Source organism: Cellulomonas uda, assembly GCF_006538705.1.
In the GTDB taxonomy this organism is placed as follows: Bacteria; Actinomycetota; Actinomycetes; order Actinomycetales; family Cellulomonadaceae; genus Cellulomonas; species Cellulomonas uda.
Window position 1 is genome coordinate 1 of the sequence record NZ_BJLP01000010.1, and the last position, 20,293, is coordinate 20,293.

At 73.8% G+C, this 20,293-nt stretch carries 14 protein-coding genes; 3 read left to right on the plus strand and 11 right to left on the minus strand.

What is annotated here, in order from left to right; all coding sequences use genetic code 11:
* From CUD01_RS04210 to CUD01_RS04230, 5 genes are all read right to left on the minus strand, one after another.
* The coding region (locus tag CUD01_RS04210) for a LacI family DNA-binding transcriptional regulator (RefSeq protein WP_244937651.1) at positions 1 to 686 on the minus strand (686 nt) is incomplete at its 3' end.
* Between the two features lie 59 nt (positions 687 to 745).
* Entirely contained in the window at positions 746 to 3,301 is a 2,556-nt protein-coding gene (locus CUD01_RS04215) for a glycosyl hydrolase 2 galactose-binding domain-containing protein (RefSeq protein WP_141318984.1), read from the minus strand.
* A 53-nt stretch (positions 3,302 to 3,354) separates the two neighbouring features.
* On the minus strand, positions 3,355 to 4,191 hold the full coding sequence (locus tag CUD01_RS04220) for a carbohydrate ABC transporter permease (protein WP_141318986.1): 837 nt from the start codon (positions 4,189 to 4,191) through the stop codon (positions 3,355 to 3,357).
* Positions 4,188 to 5,159 (minus strand): carbohydrate ABC transporter permease, encoded by a 972-nt coding sequence (locus CUD01_RS04225; RefSeq protein WP_094182040.1) that lies wholly within the window; start codon positions 5,157 to 5,159, stop codon positions 4,188 to 4,190. The genes CUD01_RS04220 and CUD01_RS04225 overlap by 4 nt, the downstream gene beginning before the upstream one ends.
* Before the next feature lie 11 nt (positions 5,160 to 5,170).
* The gene (locus tag CUD01_RS04230) at positions 5,171 to 6,508 is read right to left on the minus strand and encodes an ABC transporter substrate-binding protein (RefSeq protein WP_141318988.1); all 1,338 of its coding nucleotides are present in this window, start codon (positions 6,506 to 6,508) and stop codon (positions 5,171 to 5,173) included.
* A gap of 214 nt (positions 6,509 to 6,722) precedes the next feature.
* Between CUD01_RS04230 and CUD01_RS04235 the strand changes: the two genes are divergently transcribed.
* Positions 6,723 to 7,961: an ROK family transcriptional regulator gene (locus CUD01_RS04235; protein ID WP_094179463.1), complete on the plus strand. Its 1,239-nt coding sequence runs from the start codon at positions 6,723 to 6,725 to the stop codon at positions 7,959 to 7,961.
* A 14-nt stretch (positions 7,962 to 7,975) separates the two neighbouring features.
* On the opposite strand, the gene CUD01_RS04240 is transcribed toward CUD01_RS04235, so the two are convergent.
* From CUD01_RS04240 to CUD01_RS04250, 3 genes are read right to left on the minus strand one after another with little or no spacing between them, the layout of a single operon-like run.
* Positions 7,976 to 9,292, minus strand: a complete 1,317-nt coding sequence (locus CUD01_RS04240) for a maltokinase N-terminal cap-like domain-containing protein (RefSeq protein ID WP_141318990.1) — start codon at positions 9,290 to 9,292, stop codon at positions 7,976 to 7,978.
* A 1-nt stretch (position 9,293) separates the two neighbouring features.
* Complete coding sequence (treS, locus tag CUD01_RS04245) at positions 9,294 to 11,048, minus strand: maltose alpha-D-glucosyltransferase (protein ID WP_141319059.1); 1,755 nt, start codon at positions 11,046 to 11,048, stop codon at positions 9,294 to 9,296.
* 53 nt (positions 11,049 to 11,101) lie between these two features.
* Positions 11,102 to 13,267 carry an alpha-1,4-glucan--maltose-1-phosphate maltosyltransferase gene (locus tag CUD01_RS04250; RefSeq protein ID WP_141318992.1) on the minus strand — a complete coding sequence of 722 codons (2,166 nt, stop codon included), beginning with the start codon at positions 13,265 to 13,267 and terminating at the stop codon, positions 11,102 to 11,104.
* Between the two features lie 234 nt (positions 13,268 to 13,501).
* Here CUD01_RS04250 and CUD01_RS04255 point away from each other — a divergent pair, with 234 nt between their 5' ends.
* On the plus strand, positions 13,502 to 14,743 hold the full coding sequence (locus CUD01_RS04255; protein ID WP_141318994.1) for an AGE family epimerase/isomerase: 1,242 nt from the start codon (positions 13,502 to 13,504) through the stop codon (positions 14,741 to 14,743).
* Between the two features lie 12 nt (positions 14,744 to 14,755).
* On the opposite strand, the gene CUD01_RS04260 is transcribed toward CUD01_RS04255, so the two are convergent.
* The 3 genes from CUD01_RS04260 to glgX form a co-directional block, all read right to left on the minus strand.
* A complete protein-coding gene (locus CUD01_RS04260; RefSeq protein ID WP_141318996.1) occupies positions 14,756 to 16,408 on the minus strand; it encodes an FAD-binding dehydrogenase in 1,653 nt (550 codons plus the stop codon).
* A 61-nt stretch (positions 16,409 to 16,469) separates the two neighbouring features.
* On the minus strand, positions 16,470 to 16,994 hold the full coding sequence (locus tag CUD01_RS04265; RefSeq protein ID WP_094179467.1) for a flavodoxin domain-containing protein: 525 nt from the start codon (positions 16,992 to 16,994) through the stop codon (positions 16,470 to 16,472).
* Between the two features lie 116 nt (positions 16,995 to 17,110).
* Positions 17,111 to 19,372 (minus strand): glycogen debranching protein GlgX, encoded by a 2,262-nt coding sequence (gene glgX, locus CUD01_RS04270; protein WP_141319061.1) that lies wholly within the window; start codon positions 19,370 to 19,372, stop codon positions 17,111 to 17,113.
* Positions 19,373 to 19,496: 124 nt separating this feature from the next.
* Between glgX and CUD01_RS04275 the strand changes: the two genes are divergently transcribed.
* Positions 19,497 to 20,276, plus strand: coding sequence for an electron transfer flavoprotein subunit beta/FixA family protein (locus CUD01_RS04275; RefSeq protein ID WP_141318998.1), 780 nt, complete (start codon positions 19,497 to 19,499; stop codon positions 20,274 to 20,276).
* Positions 20,277 to 20,293: the final 17 nt, after the last annotated feature.

Below are 20,293 nucleotides of genomic sequence, written 5' to 3' on the forward strand. Positions count from 1 at the left end.
GGGTGCGCGAGCCGGCACAGCGCGGAGTCGTCCCACGCGAGCAGCGAGAGCCGCTCGGGGACCGGTACGCCCATCTCGCCCGCGACCTGGAGGCCGGCGACGGCCATCACGTCGTTGTCGTACACGATCGCCGACGGCGGGGAGCCGCGGCCCAGCAGCGAGCGCGTAGCGCGCGTACCGGACTCCTCGAGGTAGTCGCCCTCGACCACGACCCCCTGCACGCCGAGCCGCTCGCACTCCGCGACGAAGGCGTCGGTGCGCGCCTGCGTGTGGGCGAGCGTCGCGGGACCGGACACGCGCGCGAGCCGCTCGTGCCCGAGGGCCGCGAGGTGCGCGACGGCGTCACGCATCGCGCGCGCGTTGTCGATCCACACGTGGGAGAACGGCAGGTCGCGCGTCGGCCCACCGACGACCACCGTCGGGATGCCCAGCTCGGCGAGCACCTCGAGGCGCTGGTCGACGAGCGCCACGTTGACGACGACGACCGCGTCCACCCCGCCCGACGCCCAGCGTCGGTACGCGGCGATCTCCGCCTCGTGGTCCGGCACGACGTGCAGCAGCAGCGAACGGCCCTCCGTCGACAGCCGTTCCTCGATGCCCGAGATGAGCTCGGCGAAGAACGGCTCGATGCCGAGCAGGCGCGCAGGCCGCGCCAGCACGAGCCCGACGGCGTCCGCGTGCGTCACGGTCGAGAGCCTAGCGGCGGGCACCGGCCCGACCGGGGCCGGCGGCGCCGTGCCGGCCCTCAGCGTCCGGCGGCGGGGGCACCGGACGCCACCGCCGGACGGGCCGCGCGGACGACGACGTCGTTGGCGCTGCGCAGCACGGGCGGCGAGGTCAGCGCGTCGGGGTCGAGCACCGCGTCCGTGCGGACGTGGAACGTGACGCTCGCGCCCGCGGGGAGGTCGACGAGCGCGTCGTCGACCGTCGCCGCCGGGTCGAGCCGGTCCACGAGCACCGTCACGTCGCGCGCGAGCGAGCGCGCGGTGACCGTGACCGCGTACCCGCCGGGCACGGGCGTGGCGCTCGCGGACAGCGGGTCGGGGTCGAGGTCGAGCGCCACGTCCTCGGCGAGCAGGTGCACGCTCGACGCGTCGTCGAGCCGCACGACGAGCGCCTCACGCGCGACGTCCTGCGGGCGCGCGGCGTCGTCGGGCAGCGGCAGGATGCGCACCTCGCGCGGCGGCACGTCGACCGCGAGGGTCGCGGACGCGCGCTCGTCGCCGTCGAACGTCTGCCGCGAGACCGCCAGCCGCCCGGTCCACGCGTCCGCCGTGTCGTTGACCACCGCGACCACGGGGGCGCCGTCGCGCTCCTGCACGGTGAGCAGACGCGGCGCGTTGGCGTGCCGCAGCGCCCACCACAGCGGCTTGACGCGCTCGTCGCCGTCGACGGCGGCCCACGACGTCACGGGCCAGCAGTCGTTGAGCTGCCACACGACCGACCCGGCGGTGCGCGGCCACCACGAGCGGTGGTGCGTCGTGGCGTACGCGACCGCGCGCGCCTGGTTGAGCTGCGTCGCCCAGTGCCAGTCCGCGAACGCGTCGGGGACGCCCAGGTGCGGCGCGAGGCCGCGGTCGAGCTTGCCGTTGCCGTCCTCCGCCTTCTGGTGCGCCAGGAACGTGGGGTGCTCCTTGTCGACGACGAGCGCGCCGTGCTCGTCGCGCACCGCGCGCTCGAGCGTCGCCCACGTGGGCGGGCCCTGGAAGCCGAACTCCGAGCAGAACCGCGGCACGTCGTCGCGGTAGTGCGTGTAGTCGACGCGGTTCCACACCTCCCACTGGTGGTGCGTGCCGTGGTCCGGGTCGCACGGGTGCACCACGTCGGGCGCGAAGCCGGGGGAGTACGGGCTGTTGTCCGCGTACGGACGTGCCGGGTCGAGCTCGGCGACGAGCGCCGGGAACAGCTCCGTGGCGTACCGCAGGCCCCACGTGCGGCCGCCGAGCTCGTCCTTCCAGCCCCAGTCCTCGTGCCCCCAGAGGTTCTCGTTGCCGCCGTTCCACAGCACGAGGCTCGCGTGCGACGCGAGGCGCACGACGTTCTCGCGCGCCTCGGCCTCGATCTCCTCGAGCAGCGGGGACTCCTCCGGGTACGCCGCGCACGCGAGCAGGAAGTCCTGCCAGACGAGCACGCCACGCTCGTCGCACACGTCGTAGAAGTCGTCCGACTCGTAGATGCCGCCGCCCCACACCCGCAGCAGGTTGAGGTGCGCACCGAGCGCCTGGTCCACGCGGCGCTCGAGTCGCTCGCGCGTGATGCGCGTGAGCAGGTGGTCGTCGGGGATCCAGTTCGCGCCGCGCACGAACACCGGACGGCCGTTCACGACGAGCGTGAACCGCGTGCCGTGCTCGTCGCGGCCGCGGTCGAGCCGCACGTCCCGGAAGCCCAGCCGCCGGTGCCAGCGGCCGAGCTCGCCGTGGTCGGCCGTCGTGAGGGTGACGCTCGCGTCGACGAGCGGCTGGTCGCCGTGGCCCACGGGCCACCAGACGGGCGCATTGGGGACCTCGACGACGAGCGTCGCCGTGCTCTCCCCGGGCGCGACCGGTGTGGTGACGACGACGTCCGCGACCTGCGCCCGCACCGTCAGCGGCGCGTCGCCGCCGGGCAGCCCGGAGCGTTCGACCGTGACGTGCAGCTCGGCCCGGCCGGTGCCGTCCGCGGCGAGCGTGACCACCGGCCGCACCTGCGCGAGCCGCGCGACGCGCCACCGCTCGACGCGCACGGGCCGCCACAGGCCCGCGGTCTGCAGGTCCGGCCCCCAGTCCCAGCCGAACGAGCACGCCATCTTGCGCACCATGTTGAACGGCTGCGGGTACGCGAGGGGTCGGTGCCCCAGGCGGGCCTCCTCGGCCTCGGCGTGGTGCAGGGCCGAGGCGAGGTCGACCCGCAGCGTCGTGCCGGCGCGGCCGACCAGCGCGCGCACGTCGAACCGGTAGGAGCGGTGCTGGTTGGCGGTGCGGCCGAGCACGTGGGCGTCGCCCGCGACGACGAGCGAGGTCGTCGCGACCGTGTCGATGCCGTCGAACGCGAGGTCGACGCGCTCGTCGTGCGCGGCCGCGGGCTCGTCGAGCGGGCGCTCGTAGCGCCAGTCGACGTGCCGCATCCACGCGAGCGCCTCCTCGTTCCGGTCGAGGTACGGGTCCGGGATCAGGCCCGCGTCGAGCAGCGCCGTGTGGCTGGTGCCGGGGACGGCGGCGGGGACGCCCGCGGCCAGGGCGGCCGCCAGCGCCGGGTCGAGGTCGCCGGGCGTGCCCGCCGTGGCGGTCAGCAGCCAGCCGTCGGCGAGGTCGGTGAAGGTCATGAGTGTGCTCCGGGTGGTACGCGGTGAGCGGGTCCAGGTCTCGTCGTCGCGGGCTACTTGGTCGCTCCCGAGGTGAAGCCGTTGTAGATGAACCGCTGCAGGAACAGGAACAGGACGAGGATCGGCACGATCGTGATGACGACGCCCGCGCAGATGACCTCCCACTGCGAGCCGAATGGTCCCTTGAACGCGAACAGTGCGGTCGAGATGGGGCGCTTCTCGGGGTCGGTGATGTACAGGAACGGCAGGAAGAACTCGTTGTAGATCCCGATCCCCTTGATGATGACGACCGTCGCGATCGCCGGCTTGAGGTTGGGCAGGATGATCCGGAAGAAGATGCGCAGGTGGCCCGCGCCGTCGATCGTCGCGGCCTCGTCGAGCGAGCGCGGGATGCTCCGCACGAACTGCAGGAAGATGTAGATCGAGATGATGTCCGTGCCCATGAACAGCAGGATCAGCGCGGCCTGGCTGTCGTAGAGGCCGAGCCAGTTGATGATCTGGAACGTCGCGACCTGCGTGGTCACGCCCGGGACGAGCGTCGCGAGCAGGAACAGGTTGAGCACGCCGCGGCGGCCGACGAACCGGAACCGGTCGAGCGCGTACGCGGTCGCCGCGCCGATGAGGATGGTCCCGACGATCGCCACCGCGAAGATCAGCACGGTGTTGACGAAGCCGCGGGCCATGCCGCCGCGTGTGAACGCGGTCGCGTAGTTGGACAGGTCGGTCCAGCTCTCGGGGGCCGTGAACGGGCCGGTCGCGAGGAACTCCTGGTTGGTCTTGAACGAGCCCATGACGATCAGCACGAGCGGCAGGAGCATCACGAGGGCCGCGAGCACCAGGGACACGTACTTCGCGGTGCTCGCGAGGCCGGCGGTGAGGGTACGGGTCATGTGAGGTCCACCTCGTCGTCGGGGAGCACCTTGCGCTGGACCCACGTGACGACCAGCACGACGAGCAGCAGGACGACCGCCATCGCGGACGCGAGGCCCACCATGTTGCGGTTGAACGCCATCCACACCGTGCGCATCACGAACGTCTCCGTGCCGTTGCCGCCGTCGGTCATCACCTTCGGGATCTCGAACACGGACAGCGAGCCCGAGATCGCGAGGATCAGGGACAGGCCGACGATCGGCCGGATGGACGGCAGGATGATGTACCAGAACTCGTGCCAGCGGCTCGCGCCGTCGATCTCCGCGGCCTCGTAGACCTCGGCGTTGATCGACTGGATGGCGCCCAGGAACATCACGAAGTTCAGCCCCATGTACCGCCACACCGACACGCTCGCGAGCGTCGCGTTCGCGATGTCCGGGTCACCCGTCCACTGGTGGACGAGCGACTCCAGGCCGAGCGACATCAGCACCGTGTCGAGCCCGCCCTCGGGGCGCAGGAAGTTGAGGAAGATCAGGCCGATCGCGACGCCGTTGATGAGGTACGGGAAGAACAGGATGCCCTTCCACAGGTTCTTGAACCGGATCCGGAACGACAGGATCGTCGCGAAGTACAGCGCGAGCACCATCTGCACGAACGACGCCGCGAAGTAGTACAGGGACACGTAGAACACGTGCAGGTTCTCGGGGTCCGTGAACACCTCGGTGTAGTTGTCGAACCCGACGAGCTCCTTGGTCTTGTCGAGCCCGTCCCAGTCGGTGAACGAGTACCAGACCATGTTCACGACCGGGACGTACGTCAGCAGCAGGAGCAGCGCCACCGGTACGAGCAGGAACAGGTAGGGCGTCGACCGGCGGCGCCGGCGCCGCCCGGGCGCGGCCGCGCCGCCCGGGGAGGAGCTCCCGGGGGCGCGGCCGGCTACGGCGGCCGCCGTCGTCGGGCCCTGCAGGCCCGTGTCAGCGGTGGTCACGGGGCGGGTCCTCAGGCGCCGGCCTCCGCGCGGCCCTCGGCCCACGCGGCGTTGAGGTCGTCGAACACCTGCTGCTTGGTGCGTGCGCCCGAGCGGGCGTCGTCGACGATCTTCTGGCGGTACTTCGGGTCGGTCGTCACGATGCCGGACGCCGTGTCGATGTCCGCGAAGAGCGACTCCTTGCCCTCCGGCGCCGGGTTCATGGTGATGAGCTCGACCTCGTCGACGAAGTCCTGGAGGGCCGCGGGCACCGTCCCGTCGATCATGGGCGACAGGCCCACCTGCGACTCCGAGAAGCCCGACTCGTGGTTGAACCAGTCGATCCAGGCGCGGGCCGTGACCTTGTTCTTCGAGTGCACGTTGATGCCGAGGTTGTAGTCACCGCCCGCCACCGCGTGGAACTTCCCGTCGACCTGCGCGGGGAACGGCATGTAGCCGATGTCGTCGGCGCTCGCCCCGGCGGCCTCCGCCGCGGCCTGCATCTGCGGGATCGCCCACGAGCCGAGCACCATGGTCGCGACCTCGCCCGTGCCGAGGAGCTGCTTGGACTGCTCCCAGTTGGTGGTCGTCGGGTCCGCCTCCGTCAGGCCCTGGGCGACGACGTCGTAGATCAGCCCGTCGATCACCCCCGAGTCGGACTCGTCGGTCCACGGCGTGTCGGTCTGCGTCATCTCGTTGACGTAGTCCGGGTTCGCGGTGACCGCGCCGCGCGCGCCGTCCCACTGCGTCAGCGGCCAGCTGTCCTTGTAGTTGGTGTACAGCGGCGCGACCTTGATGCCCTTGTCCTTGATCGCCTGCAAGTCGGCGAGGAACTCCTGCGTCGTCGTCGGGAAGTCGGTGACGCCGGCCGCCTCCCAGACCTTCGTGTTGTAGACGATGCCCTGGACGTTGCCCACGACCGGGATGCCGTAGGACCTCCCCTCGAACGTCTTGTCGGCGATCCAGCGGTACTCCTTCGACAGCTCGTCGAAGTCGCCGAGGGGCTCGAAGAAGTCGCCCAGCTGGTCGGGGGTCACCGAGCCGGGGATCGCGAGCACGTCGCCGTAGCTGTCGGTGTTCATGCGCGTCTTCACCTCGCCCTCGTAGTCGGTGATGCCCTCGATCTTCACGTCCGTGACGTCGGGGTACTTCGCCTTGAACTGCGTGACGTACTCGTCGAACGTGCCGTCCTCGACGAGGTCCGTGCGCCAGGTGAGCACCGTGATGGCGCCGGAGGGGGTCGCGTCCGCGTCGGGCGTCGAGTCGCCGGGGGGGTCGTCGGAGCCCCCGGAGCACGCCGCGGTGAGGGCCAGGACGGTGCTCGCGGCCGCGAGGCCCAGCAGCCGGCGCCGTCGGTGGTGAGGGAACATCGGTGATCCTCTCGTCGTCCCGGCACGTCGGCGTGCCGGCCGTGGGTGGAGGGCATCGTCGCCCAAACGGGACCTTCCGACCCCGCTCCGGGTGACATTCTTAGACCGGTGAACAAAGTAAGTCAACGCGCCGGGTGCGGTCCCGGACGGTGGTGGCCGGATCGTTACCATGGGCCGCGGACCCGGCCGTGAGCCGGGCGACGACAGGAGGGTCGTGAGCAGCACCCAGGAGGGCATCGGCGCCGCGCACGCGAGCAGCAGGTCCGCGATCCTCGACCTGATCCGCGCCGCGGGCACCGTCTCGCGCGTCGAGCTCACCCGGGTCTCCGGGCTCACGGGGGCCACCGTCTCGACGGTCGTGCGCCGCCTCATCGACGACGGCCTCGTCGTCGAGGTCGGGCGCGCCGAGTCGACCGGCGGCAAGCCACGCATGCTGCTCGAGCTCGACCCCTACGCGCGGTTCGCCGTCGGCGTGCACCTCGACCACGCGGGCATCACCTACGTGATCGCCAACCTCGGCGGGTCCGTCGTCGCCCGCTGGCGGCGCCCCGGCGCCGGGTCCGACGACCCCCGCGAGGTCGTCGCGCGCATCGCCGCCGAGATCCGCGCGACCGTCGCGCGCACGGGCGTCGCCCCCGAGCGCATCCTCGGCCTCGGCGTCGTCTCACCCGGGCCCATCGCCGCGTCCACCGGCATGACGCTCACCCCGCCCGTCATGCAGGCCTGGACCGAGTTCCCGCTCGCCGCCGCGCTCGAGGAGGCCGTCGGGCTGCCCGTGCTGCTCGACAACGACGCGACCGCCGCCGCGATCGGCGAGTACTGGTCCGGCGGCGTGCCCACGGGCAGCGCGTTCGCCGCGCTCTACATGGGCACCGGGATCGGCGCGGGCATCCTCGTCGACGGCACGGTGTACCGCGGGACCAGCTCCAACGCGGGCGAGGTGGGGCACATCTGCGTCGCGCTCGACGGCCCGGTGTGCTGGTGCGGCAGCGCGGGCTGCGTCGAGGCGCTCGCCGGGCCCGCGGCCGTCGTCGCGCAGGCGCGCGAGCAGGGCTTCGAGCTCGCCGGCCGCGGCGTGTCCGAGGACTTCGCGCAGATCGCCCGCGCCGCCGCACGCGGCGAGGCCGACGCCATGGCGCTGCTCGAGCGTTCCGCGCAGTACCTCGCGGTCGCGGCGCAGACCCTCGCGAACGTGCTCGACCTCGCGCACGTGGTCCTCACCGGGCCGTCGTTCGCGATCGCCGGCTCGCTCTACCTGCCCGTGATCCAGGAGCGGCTCTCGCGGTCGTTCTTCGCACGCGGCAGCCACGGGGTGCGCGTCGCGATCTCGTCCCACGCACCCGAGGCCGCCGCGCTCGGCGCGGCCGCGCTCGTGCTGCAGGCCGAGCTCGCTCCCCGGCGGCGCGGCACGCGCATGGTGCTCGAGCCCGCCGAGGTCGTGGCCCCGGCCTGACGGGCGGGGGACCGTCAGCCCGCGAGCCGGTCCAGGCCCGCCAGCGGGATGGGCAGCCAGGTCGGACGGTTGCGCGCCTCGTACACCGCCTCGTACAGCGTCTTGTCGAGCTCGAGCGCCCGGGTCAGGAGCGCGGCGTCCCCCGGCTCGAGCGACGACGGCGGCGACGCCTGCGCGTACCCCGCGAGCAGCGCCTCACGCGCCGCCGTGACCCAGCGCTGCGCGGCGTCGCCGGTCGCGCCGCCCACCGCGGCGGCGTAGTCGAACGAGCGCAGCAGCCCGGCCACGTCCCGCACCGCGAGGTCCGGGCGCGTGCGCGCCTCGAGCGGCGCGAGCGGCTCACCCTCGAAGTCGAGCACCAGCCAGCCGTGGGGGCCGTGCAGCACCTGCCCCAGGTGCAGGTCGCCGTGCACCCGCTGGCGCGGGGGCGTCGAGCGCAGGGCGCGCACCTCGTCCGCCGTGCGGACGACGCCCGCGTGGTACGGCTCCACCGCGGGCGTCGCGGCCCGGGCCCACGCGTACCGGTCGAGGAGCGCGCGCGCGAGCCGGTCGGGACCGTCCGGGTCCGCGACGGTCGGGAACGCGCTCGCGAGCGCCGCGTGCATGCGCGCCGTGGCCTCACCCAGGGCGTGCGCGTGCGCCGCGAACGGCGAGCCGCTGCCCGCGAGCTCGCACGCGAGCTCGAACCCGTCGCGCGCCCCCGCGACGAACGCCGCCGCGACCCCGAGGTACCCCGCACCCACCTCGCCGGTCGCGACGTCCGGCCACCGCGCGCGCAGCCACGCGAGCGGAGCCGGCACACCGGTGTACCCCTGCTCGACCAGCGCGCGCGGCACCTCGACGTCCGGGTTCTCGCCGTGCTGGAGCGTCCGGACGACCTTGAGGATCGCGCGGCCCGGGTCGTCCGGTGCGCCGAGCACGACGGACGAGTTGGACTGCTCGCCCGTGATCGCCTGCACGTGCGTGAGGTCCACGTGCGCCGGTGCGCCACCCGGGCCGTCGGCGACCGCGAACCACGCGCGCAGGAACGCCGGGTGCGCCGCGCCGTCGAGCACCGTGCGACCGTCGCCCAGCGGCGCGCCCGCCTCGTCGTCGCCGGCCACGACGACCAGCGGGACCTGCAGGAGCGACCCGGTGCCCGCCGTGCGCGCCGCGACCAGGAGCACCCGCACGTCCGCCGCGCCCTGCGGGTCCACCAGCGGGACCACCGCGTGCACGGTGAGGTCGGCGGACGCGCCCTTGACGGGGAACCACCGCCGCCCTGGCAGGTCCGCGGCGATCGTCGCGAGCAGCCGCTGGTCGGCGGGCGTCGGGGCCTGTGCGGTCAGCACGTCAGAGCGTCCAGGCCGGGCCGGGCGTCACGCTGAGCCAGAAGAACTCGCGCGAGCCGAGCGTGAACCGGGCCGAGCCGCTCGGGTCGAGCGTCCCGAACGACGCGCCGCCGAACACGTCGTGCAGCTCGGCGTTCGCGTGGCCCGGCAGCGTGACGGTCGTCGAGCGCGCCGTGGCCGCGAGGTTGGCGACCACCAGCACGGTCTCCTGCGCCGACGTCCTCGTGAACGTCAGCACCGAGTCGTTGTCGTTCGCGACGACCCGGAAGTCGCCCAGCCCCATCGCGGGGTGCTGCTTGCGCACCGTGAGCATGCCGCGGACCCAGTGCAGCAGGCTCGTCGGCTGCGCGAGCTGCGCCTCCACGTTGGTGTGCCCGTAGTGGTACACGAGCGACTGCACCAACGGGAGGTTGAGCTTGCCCGGATCGGCCACCGAGAAGCCCGCGTTGCGGTCCGGCGTCCACTGCATCGGCGTGCGCACCGCGTCGCGGTCCGGGAGCCAGATGTTGTCGCCCATGCCGATCTCGTCGCCGTAGTACAGGCACGGGCTGCCGGGCAGGCTCAGCAGCAGCGCGTGCGCGAGCTCGATCTCCTTGCGCGAGTTGTCGAGCAGCGGCGCCAGGCGGCGGCGGATCCCGACGTTGGCGCGCATCCGCGAGTCGGGTGCGAACCAGCCGTACATCGACGCGCGTTCCTCGGTCGAGACCATCTCGAGCGTGAGCTCGTCGTGGTTGCGCAGGAACGTGCTCCACTGGGCGCCGTTGTCGGGGATCGGCGGCGTGTCCGCGAGGATGTCGACGATCGACGTCGCCCGCTGGTCACGCATCGCGTAGTAGATCCGCGGCATCACCGGGAAGTGGAAGCACATGTGGCACTCCGGCTCCTCCTCGGTGCCGAAGTAGTGCACGACGTCCTCGGGCCACTGGTTCGCCTCGGCCAGCATGATCCGGCCCGGGAACTCCTCGTCGATCATCGCGCGCACCGTGCGCAGGAACGCGTGGGTCTCGGGCAGGTTCTCGCAGTTGGTGCCCTCGGCCTCGAAGAGGTACGGCACGGCGTCCAGCCGGAAGCCGTCGATGCCGAGCCCCAGCCAGAACCGCGCGACGTCGAGCATCGCCTCGCGCACCCGCGGGTTCTCGAAGTTCAGGTCGGGCTGGTGGCTGAAGAACCGGTGCCAGAAGTACTGCCGGCGCACGGGGTCGAACGTCCAGTTGGACGTCTCGGTGTCGACGAAGATGATGCGCGCGTCGGGGTAGCGCGTGTTGTCGTCGGACCACACGTAGAAGTCCCCGTACGGGCCCTCCGGGTCGCTCCTGGACGCCTGGAACCACGGGTGCGCGTCGCTCGTGTGGTTCATCACGAGGTCGACGACGACGCGCATGCCGCGCCGGTGCGCCTCGCGCACGAGCTCGGCGAACTCCTCCAGCGTGCCGTACTGGCTCGCCACCGCGGTGTAGTCCGCGACGTCGTACCCGCCGTCCCGCATGGGGCTCGGGTAGAACGGCGGCAGCCACAGGCAGTCGACACCCAGCCACTGGAGGTAGTCGAGCCGGTTGATCAGCCCGCGCAGGTCACCCGTGCCGCTCCCGGTCGAGTCGGAGAAGCTGCGGAGCATCACCTCGTAGAACACCGCGGTCCGGTACCAGTCGGGGTCGTCGAGCAGCCCCTCCTCGCCGACGGGCGGGACCGCGGGCTGGCGGCCCGCCGGCAGCCGGATCTGCGACGTGGTCGGTGCGGGCTCGCGTACGCGCGGCAGGTGCGCCGCGGGCGGCTGCGCGGCGTGCTCGCCGCCCGCGCTCGTCGCGGGCCTCACGCGTGCTCCAGCACGACGACGTGCGCGGGGCGCTCCGCCGGGTCGATCCGCACGTACACCTGAGGGCCCCACTCGTAGTGCTCGTCACGCAGCACGTCGTGCGCGGCGACCGGACCGTGCGGCGGGAGGCCGAACGCCGCGAGGTCGAGGTCGACCATGCCCTCGCGCACGTTCCACGGGTCGAGCGACACCACGACGACGACGGTCGACGCGCGGCCCGTCGGCGAGTGCTCCGCCGCGAGGTGCCGGGAGAACGCGACCGTCGCGTCGTCGGACGTCGGGTGCACGCGCAGGTTGCGCAGCTGCTGCAGCGCCGGGTGCTCGCGTCGGATCTGGTTCAGCCGGGCGAGCAGGTCGGCGATGCCCAGGTGGTCCGCGAGCGACCAGTCGCGCGGCTTGAGCTCGTACTTCTCGTTGTCGATCTGCTCGTCCGCACCCGGCCGCGGCACGTTCTCGAGCAGCTCGTAGCCCGAGTAGATGCCCCAGGTCGGCGAGCCGAACGCCGCCAGGACCGCGCGCACCGCCCACGTCTGCCCGCCCGCGCCCTGCAGGTAGGGCGGCAGGATGTCGTGCGTCGTCGGCCAGAACGCCGGGCGCATCCACGCGCCCTGGTCGCCCGAGACCTCCGCGAGGTACTCGCTCACCTCGGACTTCGTGTGCCGCCACGTGAAGTACGTGTACGACTGGTGGAACCCCACCTTCGCGAGCGTCTGCATCATCGCGGGCCGCGTGAACGCCTCGGACAGGAAGATGACGTCCGGGTGGTCCTTCGCCACGTCGGCGAGCAGCCACTGCCAGAAGTCGAGCGGCTTCGTGTGCGGGTTGTCCACCCGGAACAGCGTCACGCCGTGGTCGATCCACACCTGCAGCACGCGTCGGACCTCGGCGTACAGCCCCGCGGGGTCGTTGTCGAAGTTCAGCGGGTAGATGTCCTGGTACTTCTTCGGCGGGTTCTCCGCGTACGCGATCGACCCGTCGACGCGCGTCGTGAACCACTCCGGGTGCTCGGCGACCCACGGGTGGTCCGGCGAGCACTGCAACGCGATGTCGAGCGCGACCTCCATGCCGTGCTCGCGCGCACGGGCGACGAACGCGTCGAAGTCGTCGAACGTCCCGAGCGTCGGCTCGATCGCGTCGTGCCCGCCGTCCTTCGAGCCGATCGCGTAGGGCGAGCCGGGGTCTCCCGGCAGCGCGCCCAGCGAGTTGTTGCGGCCCTTGCGGTTCGTCACGCCGATGGGGTGCACCGGCGTCAGGTAGACCACGTCGAAGCCCATCGCGGCGATGCGCGGGATCTGCTCGGCCGCGGTGCGCAGCGTCCCCGAGCGCCACTCCTGCGCGCGGTCGTCCCACACCGCGCCGTGCGAGCGCGGGAACAGCTCGTACCAGGACCCGTACAGCGCGAGCGGGCGGTCCACCACCAGGGGGTACTCGGGCGACGCGCTCACCTGGTCGCGCAGGGGCTCGCGCGCGAGCGCCTCGCGCACGTGGGGCGACAGCGCCCACGCGAGCCGCTCGCCGGGGAAGCGGTGCGTGTCCCGCAGGGCCGCGACGGCCTCACGCAGCGTCTGGGCGCCGTGCTCGCTCATCGCGTCCTCGCCGGCGCGGTCCGCCGCGCGCGCGAGCAGCCGGGCGCCCTCCGCGAGCATGAGCTCGACGTCGATGCCGGCCTCGACCTTGATCGACGCGTCGTGCGCCCACGTCGCGTACGGGTCCGACCAGCCCTCGACGCGGAACGACCACAGCCCCGTGCGGTCCGGCTGCAGGCGCGCCTCGTACCGGTCGAGGCCGGGGGCGACGTCGACCATCGGCGCGCACTGGTGCACGCGACCGTCCGGGTCGAGCAGCACCGCGGTCGCGGCGACCGCGTCGTGCCCCTCGCGGAACACCGTGGCGCGCACCGGGAACGCCTCGCCCACCACGGCCTTGGCCGGGAACCGGCCCGCCTCGGCGACCGGGAAGACGTCGACCACCGGGATCCGGCCGATCGGCGGGCCGACGACGACCTGCGCGACGGGGACGGCGGCGGGGGCCGGCGCCGGCTCGGGTGCTGCTGCAGTCGTGGCAGGGGCCGTCGACCGGGGGGTGGCGGACGACGACGCGGGGCTCGTGCGGGCGGGGGTCTTCGCGGGACGGCGGCGCGGACCGGCGGGGGAGCTCGTCACGCCTCCGAACCTACCGAGACGTGGGCGGGGTCAGCATCTGCAGCGCGCCGACACGGCGCGCCTCGTCCGCCCGCCACGCCGCCACGACCTGGAGGTCCGGCCCGACGGCCCTGGCGGTCGGGCCTCGCCCCGGTGTTAAGTTCGGTACTCAAACAAAGTGCGGCAGGCTGTGACCGTCGGGCACACGACGGCCGGTCCGCCCGGTGCGTGGCCCCGAGACCTGCGGAGGAACACATGGGCTGGCTCGCGGACGGCGCGCACGCGCGGTGGCTCGAGGCCGAGACCGACCGCCTGCTCGCGTTCGGACGCGCGTCCGCGCAGCGCGTCGGCGACGGCGGTGCGTTCGCCCGGCAGGACGACGAGGGCCGGCCGGTCGACGGCCCGTGGGAGCTGTGGATCGCGTGCCGCATGACGCACGTGTACGCGCTGGGCCACCTGCTCGGACGCCCCGGCTCGGCGCGGCTGGTCGACCACGGCCTCGCCGCGATCACCGGCCCGCTCGCGGACCGCGTGCACGGCGGCTGGTTCGAGCAGGTCGAGCGCGACGGCACACCCGCCTCGTCGGCCAAGGCCGCCTACCCGCACGCCTTCGTCGTGCTCGCGGCGTCGTCGGCGACGGCCGCCGGGCGCCCCGGTGCGCGCGAGCTGCTCGGGGCCGCGCTCGCGGTCCAGGAGCGCTGGTTCTGGGACGACGCGGCGGGCATGGTCGTCGAGGAGTGGGACACCGCGTTCACCGAGCTGGACGGCTACCGCGGCGTCAACGCGAACATGCACACCGTCGAGGCGTACCTCGCGGCCGCCGACGTCACGGGCGAGCGCGTGTGGCTCGACCGCGCGGTGCGCGTCGTCGAGCGCGTCGTGCACGGCTTCGCGCGGGAGCACGCGTGGCGGATCCCGGAGCACTTCGACTCCGCGTGGCACCCGCTGCTCGAGTACAACGCCGACGCACCCGCGCACCCGTTCCGTCCGTACGGCGCGACGGTCGGGCACTGGTTCGAGTGGGCGCGCCTGACGCTGCACGCACGCGCCGCGCTCGAGGCGCGCCAGGCCGCGGCCCCGACGTGGATGCTCGACGACGCGGTCGCGCTGTTCGACGCGGGCGTCGCCCAGGGCTGGGCCGTCGACGGCGCGCCCGGGTTCGTCTACACCGTCGACTGGTCGGGTGCGCCCGTGGTGCGGGAGCGCATGCACTGGGTCGCCGCGGAGGCGATCGGCGCGGCGGCCGCGCTGCACGCCGCCACCGGGGACGCGCGGTTCGAGGACTGGTACGCGACGTGGTGGGACTACGTCGACGAGCACGTGGTCGACCGCGCGGGCGGCTCGTGGTGGCACGAGCTCGGGCCCGACAACGCGGTCTCGCGCACGGTGTGGGCGGGCAAGGCGGACCTCTACCACGCGGTCCAGGCCACGCTCCTCCCGCGCCTGCCGCTCACGCCCGCACTGGCACCCGCGCTCGCGGCGGGTCTCCTGCGCTGACCGGCCGGACCGTCAGGCCTGCGCGGCGAGCGCGCGGCCGACCGTGCGGCCCGTGAACAGGCACCCGCCCAGGAACGTGCCCTCGAGCGCGCGGTGGCCGTGCACGCCGCCGCCGCCGAAGCCGGACGCCTCGCCGACGGCCCACAGCCCGGGCAGGACCTCGCCGTCGGGCCGCAGCACGCGCCCCTCGAGGTCGGTGTGCAACCCGCCGAGCGTCTTGCGGGTCAGCACCGACAGGCGCACCGCGAGCAGCGGCCCGTGCGCCGGGTCGAGCAGGCGGTGCGGCTTGGCGACCCGGATGAGCTTGTCGACGACGTAGGCGCGCGCCTGCTTCGTCGCGACGACCTGGAGGTCCTTGCCGAGGCCCGAGGTCACCTGGCGGTCCCGCTCGACGATGGTCCGCTCGAGCGCGGCGGCGTCGATGCGCTCGTCGCCGGACAGCGCGTTCATCTTCGCGGCGAGCTCGGCGGGCGTGTCCGCCCACAGGAACTCCGGCGACCGCTGCGCGAACGCCTCGACGGGCCCCACGGCGCCCGGCTTGACGCGCTGCAGGAGCAGCGCGACGTCCTTGCCGGTCAGGTCCGGGTTCTGCTCCGAGCCGGACAGCGCGAACTCCGAGCCGAGGATCGTCCGGTCGAGGACGAACCACGAGTGGTCGTCACCGCGCCGCGTGATGTGCTGCAGCGCGCCGAGCGCGTCGAAGCCCGGGAACAGCGGCACGGGCAGACGCTGCCCGTCGGCGTCGAGCCACAGCGAGGACGGTCCGGGCAGGATGCGGATGCCGTGGTCGGTCCACACCGGCGAGTGGTTGGTGATCCCCTCGGGGTAGTGCCACATGCGGTCCGAGTGCACGACCGCCGCGCCCGCGTCGCGGGCGGCCGCGATCCCCGAGCCGTCGACGTGGTCGGGGACGCCCGAGAGCATGCGGTCGGGCATGCGCCCCGCGTCCGCGGGCCACGTCGCGCGCACCAGGTCGTGGTTCGCGCCGATGCCGCCGGTCGCGACGACGACCGCGTCGGCGTCGAGCTCGAACGTGTCCGTGACCTCGCGCGACGAGGGGACCGCCCGCGCCACGTGGTCGTCGCGCAGCACGTCGCCGCGTACGCCCGTGACGCGCCCGTCGGTCACGACGACGCCCGTGACGCGGTGCCGGAACCGCACGTCGACCAGGCCCGCGGCACGCGCGTCGAGCAGCGCCCGCACGAACGGCTCGAGGATGCCGGGGCCCGTGCCCCACGTGACGTGGAACCGCGGCACGGAGTTGCCGTGACCGCCCGCGGTGTACCCGCCGCGCTCCGCCCACTGCACGAGCGGGAACCACCGCACGCCCTGCGCGTGCAGCCACGAGCGCAGCTCGCCCGCCGCGAAGTCGACGAACCCCTCGGCCCACGCGCGACCCCAGCGGTCGGAGCCGTCGTCGGCGAACTGCGCCGAGCCGAACCAGTCCGCGAGCGCGAGCTCGGCGCTGTCGTGCACGCCCAGGCGGCGCTGCTCGGGGGAGTCCACCAGGAACAGCCCGCCGAACGACCAGAACGCCTGCCCGCCGAGGCTCGCGGCGTTCTCGGCGTCCAGCAGGAGCACGCGGCGGCGCGCGCGGGTCAGCTCGGCTGTCGCGACGAGCCCGGCCAGTCCGGCGCCGACGACCACGACGTCGTGGGTTCGCATGCCGCGAGCGTAACCCGGCTGGACGACCGTCCAGAAGGGGTTGCGCGGGCGACGTCCGGGGTCAGGCGTACGCGCCGACGACGTGCGCGGCGACCGACGCGCCCCACACGCGGGCGAGCTCCACCTGGGACTGGCTGATCGTCGCCCGCCCGCCGTCACCACCCTCCACGCCGAACGCCTGCGTGGGTGCGACCAGCTCCGCGCCGCGGCGGTGGAGCAGCTTCTCGATGCGGGACCCCGCGGAGCCCGCGAACCGCGACCACGAGCGCGTGTCGAACACCGCGACCGCACGGCCCTGGAGCCCCGGCAGCGCGTCGAGCCAGTCGTGCACGCCCAGGCCTGGCTCCGCGTCGGCGCCGCGCGCACGGGCCAGCGCACGTGAGCGCGGCGTGCTCAGGCCGCGCATGTGCGTGGGTGCCCCCACGACGAGCAGGCGGGCGCGCGCGACGAGGTCGTCGTTGGCCAGTGCCTCGTCGACCGGCAGGACCACCGTCTCGAGGCCCGCGGACGTCATGCCCTCGGCGATCGCCGACGCGACCGCGCGCGTGCACCCGAACATCGACTCGAACACGACCACCGCGACCATGCCTCCAGGATCGCGGGGGCGTGCGCCGGTCGGGTGGGCCGGAGGTCCCTGCGGCGCAGGTCAGGAGGCCCAGGTCAGGAGGCCCAGGTCAGGAGGCGCAGGTCAGGAGGCGCAGGTCAGGACGTCGGTGCGGGGACCGGCGGCAGGTGCTCGGGGTCCAGCACGTAGACCCGCAGGCTCAGCGGCTCGAGGACCGTCTCGGAGCCCGCCGTCGCGTGCAGCGCACCCGCGATCGCCGACGAGCGGGCCTCGTCGGGGTGGTCCCACACGGAGTCCCACACGAGGCGCCAGCGGTCGCCGGGCCCGCCGGCGAGCGTCACGTCGACCTCCTGGAGCGCCCCGTTCACGACGACGAGCACCACGTCGGCCGCCGTGCGCGCGTCGTCATCCGTCGCGCGCTCCATCTGCAGCGTGCGGATCGACGGGTCGTGCCAGCGGGCGTGGTCGAAGGGGGTGCCGTCGGCGGCGTACCAGGCGAGGTCCGGCCGTCCGCCCGGACGCAGCGGCCGGCCCGAGTAGAACCGGGTGGCGCGCAGCGCCCGGTGCTCGCGGCGCAGCGCGAGCAGGTAGCGCGCGGTCGCGAGCAGGTCCGCACGCCACGGGGACAGGTCCCACGAGACCCACCCCAGCTCGGTGTCCTGGCAGTACGCGTTGTTGTTGCCGCGTTGGGTGCGGCCCAGCTCGTCGCCGGCCGTGATCATGGGCGTGCCCGCGGCCACGACGAGCGTCGCGAGCAGGTTGCGGATCGAACGGCGGCGCAGCGGCAGGAGCGCGGCCGCGGGCGAGTCGAGCTCGACCGGCCCCTCGACACCGTGGTTCCACGAGCGGTTGTCGTCGGTGCCGTCGCGGTTGTCCTCACCGTTGGCGAGGTTGTGCTTGTGGTCGTACGCGACCAGGTCCGCGAGCGTGAACCCGTCGTGCGCGGTGACGAAGTTGACCGACGCCTCGGGCCCGCGCACCAGCGGCGGGTCGCCGTGGCCGAACAGGTCGACGGACCCCGACAGCCGCGTGGCGAGGTCCCGCACGCGGTGCCCCGGCAGGCCGTGCGCGGCGCGCGCCGGGTCCGCGAGCCAGAACGAGCGCACGGCGTTGCGGAACCGGTCGTTCCACTCCGCCCACGGCAGCCCGAACTGACCCGTGCGCCACCCCCCGGGCCCGACGTCCCACGGCTCGGCGACGAGCTTGAGACCGTGCAGCGACGGGTCGGTCGCCACCCCGACGAGGAGCGGGTGGTCCGGCGTGAAGCCGTCCGGACCCCGGCCGAGCGTCACCGCCAGGTCGAACCGGAAGCCGTCGACACCCACCACGTCCGCCCAGTAGCGCAGCGAGTCGAGCGTCATCCGCACGACCTCGGTACGCCGCAGGTCGAGCGTGTTTCCCGTCCCGGTCACGTCCGCGAGAGTCGCCGGCACACCGCCGTCGTGCCGGTAGTACAGCGTGTTGTCCAGGCCCCGCCACGACACGTGCTGACCGGCGTTGCCGCCCTCGCACGTGTGGTTGTAGACCACGTCGAGCAGCACCTCGAGGCCCGCCTCGTGCAGCGCGTGCACCGCGCCGCGCAGCTCCGCGAGCACGGCGGCCGGGCCGGCCGCGCGCGCCGCGGCGGTCGCGTAGCGCGGCTCGGGCGCGAAGAACCCGAGCGTGCTGTAGCCCCAGTAGTTCGTCAGGCCGCGGGCCGTCAGGTGCGGCTCGGACGCCGCGGCGTGGACCGGGAGCAGCTCGACCGCGGTGACGCCGAGCCCGACGAGGTGGTCGACGACGGCCGGGTGCGCGAGACCCGCGTACGTGCCACGCAGCTCCGGCGGCACGTCGGGGTGCAGCATCGTCAGCCCGCGCACGTGCGCCTCGTAGACGACCGTGCGCTCCCACGGCACCCACGGGCGGTTCGCGGCCGGGTCCGGCCCCGGGAGCGCCGCGGTGTCCACGACCACCGAGTACGGCACGTGCCCCGCGGAGTCGCGCGGGTCGGCCGGGCCGTGCACGTCCCCGCGGAGCTCGTCGTCGACGACGTGCCCGTACGTCTGCGGGCCGTAGCGCAGGCTGCCCTCGAGCCCGCGGGCCCACGGGTCGACCAGCAGCTTGGCCGGGTTGTGCCGCAGCCCGTGCACCGGGTCCCACGCGCCGTGCGCGCGCAGCCCGTAGCGCGTCCCGGGCGCCACGTCCGGCACGAAGCCCGAGAACACCCCGTGCACGGGCCCGTCGAGCGGGTACCGGCGCTCGGTGGTGTGCGGCTCGTCGCCGTGGCCGTCGAACAGGCACACCTCGACCCCGGTCGCGTGGGTCGCGAGCACGGCGACCTCGATGCCGCCGCGCACCGGGTGCACGCCCAGGCGCGCCGGGCGGCGAGGGGTCGTCGGTCGCGGGTTCACGCCGCACATTGTGTCCGACGCCCGTGTCGGGCGGGTGTCGCGGCCATGACAGCCGGCGTCCGGCGGCACCGGGGCGTCCGGCAGGCGAGCAGCACCGGACGCGTCGGGGCGTGCGGCGGGTAACGTTCCGGACGTGAAGATCGTCGTCTGCGTGAAGTACGTCCCGGACATCCAGTCGGACCGTCGGCTCGTCGACGGTCGCACCGCCCGCGACGGCGGCGACGGGACGCTCAACGAGCTCGACGAGAACGCGCTCGAGGCCGCGCTCGCCGTCGTCGAGGCCGGCGGTGAGGGCTCGGTCGTCGTCGTGACCGTGGGCCCCGACGACGCGGTGGACGCCGTGCGCAAGGGCCTGCAGATGGGCGCCGACGAGGCCGTGCACGTCCTCGACGACGCGATCGCGGGCTCCGACGCGCTCGGCACCGCGCGCGTGCTCGCCGCCGCGGTGCGGCACGTCGGCGGGGCCGACCTCGTCGTGACCGGCATGGCGGGGCTCGACGGCCTCACGTCCCTGGTGCCGACCGCGCTCGCGGCGTTGCTCGACGTGCCGGCCCTCCCGCTCGCGGCGAGCCTCGAGGTCACCGGCACGACCGTGCGCGTGACCCGCAACCTCGACCACGCGAGCGAGGTGCTCGAGGCGGACCTGCCCGCGCTCGTGTCCGTCACCGACCAGGCCAACGAGCCGCGCTACCCCAACTTCAAGGGGATCATGGCGGCCAAGAAGAAGCCGGTCACCACCCTGACGCTCGCCGACCTCGGTCTCGACGCGACGCTCGTCGGCGACGCCGGCTCCCGCACGCAGGTGCTCGAGGCCGCGCCGCGCCCCGCGCGCGAGGACCGCGTGCTCGTCAACGACACGGGGGACGCGGGCGTCAGGCTCGCGGCCTACCTCGTCGAGAACCAGCTCGTCTGACCCTTCTTCTCCCGCGT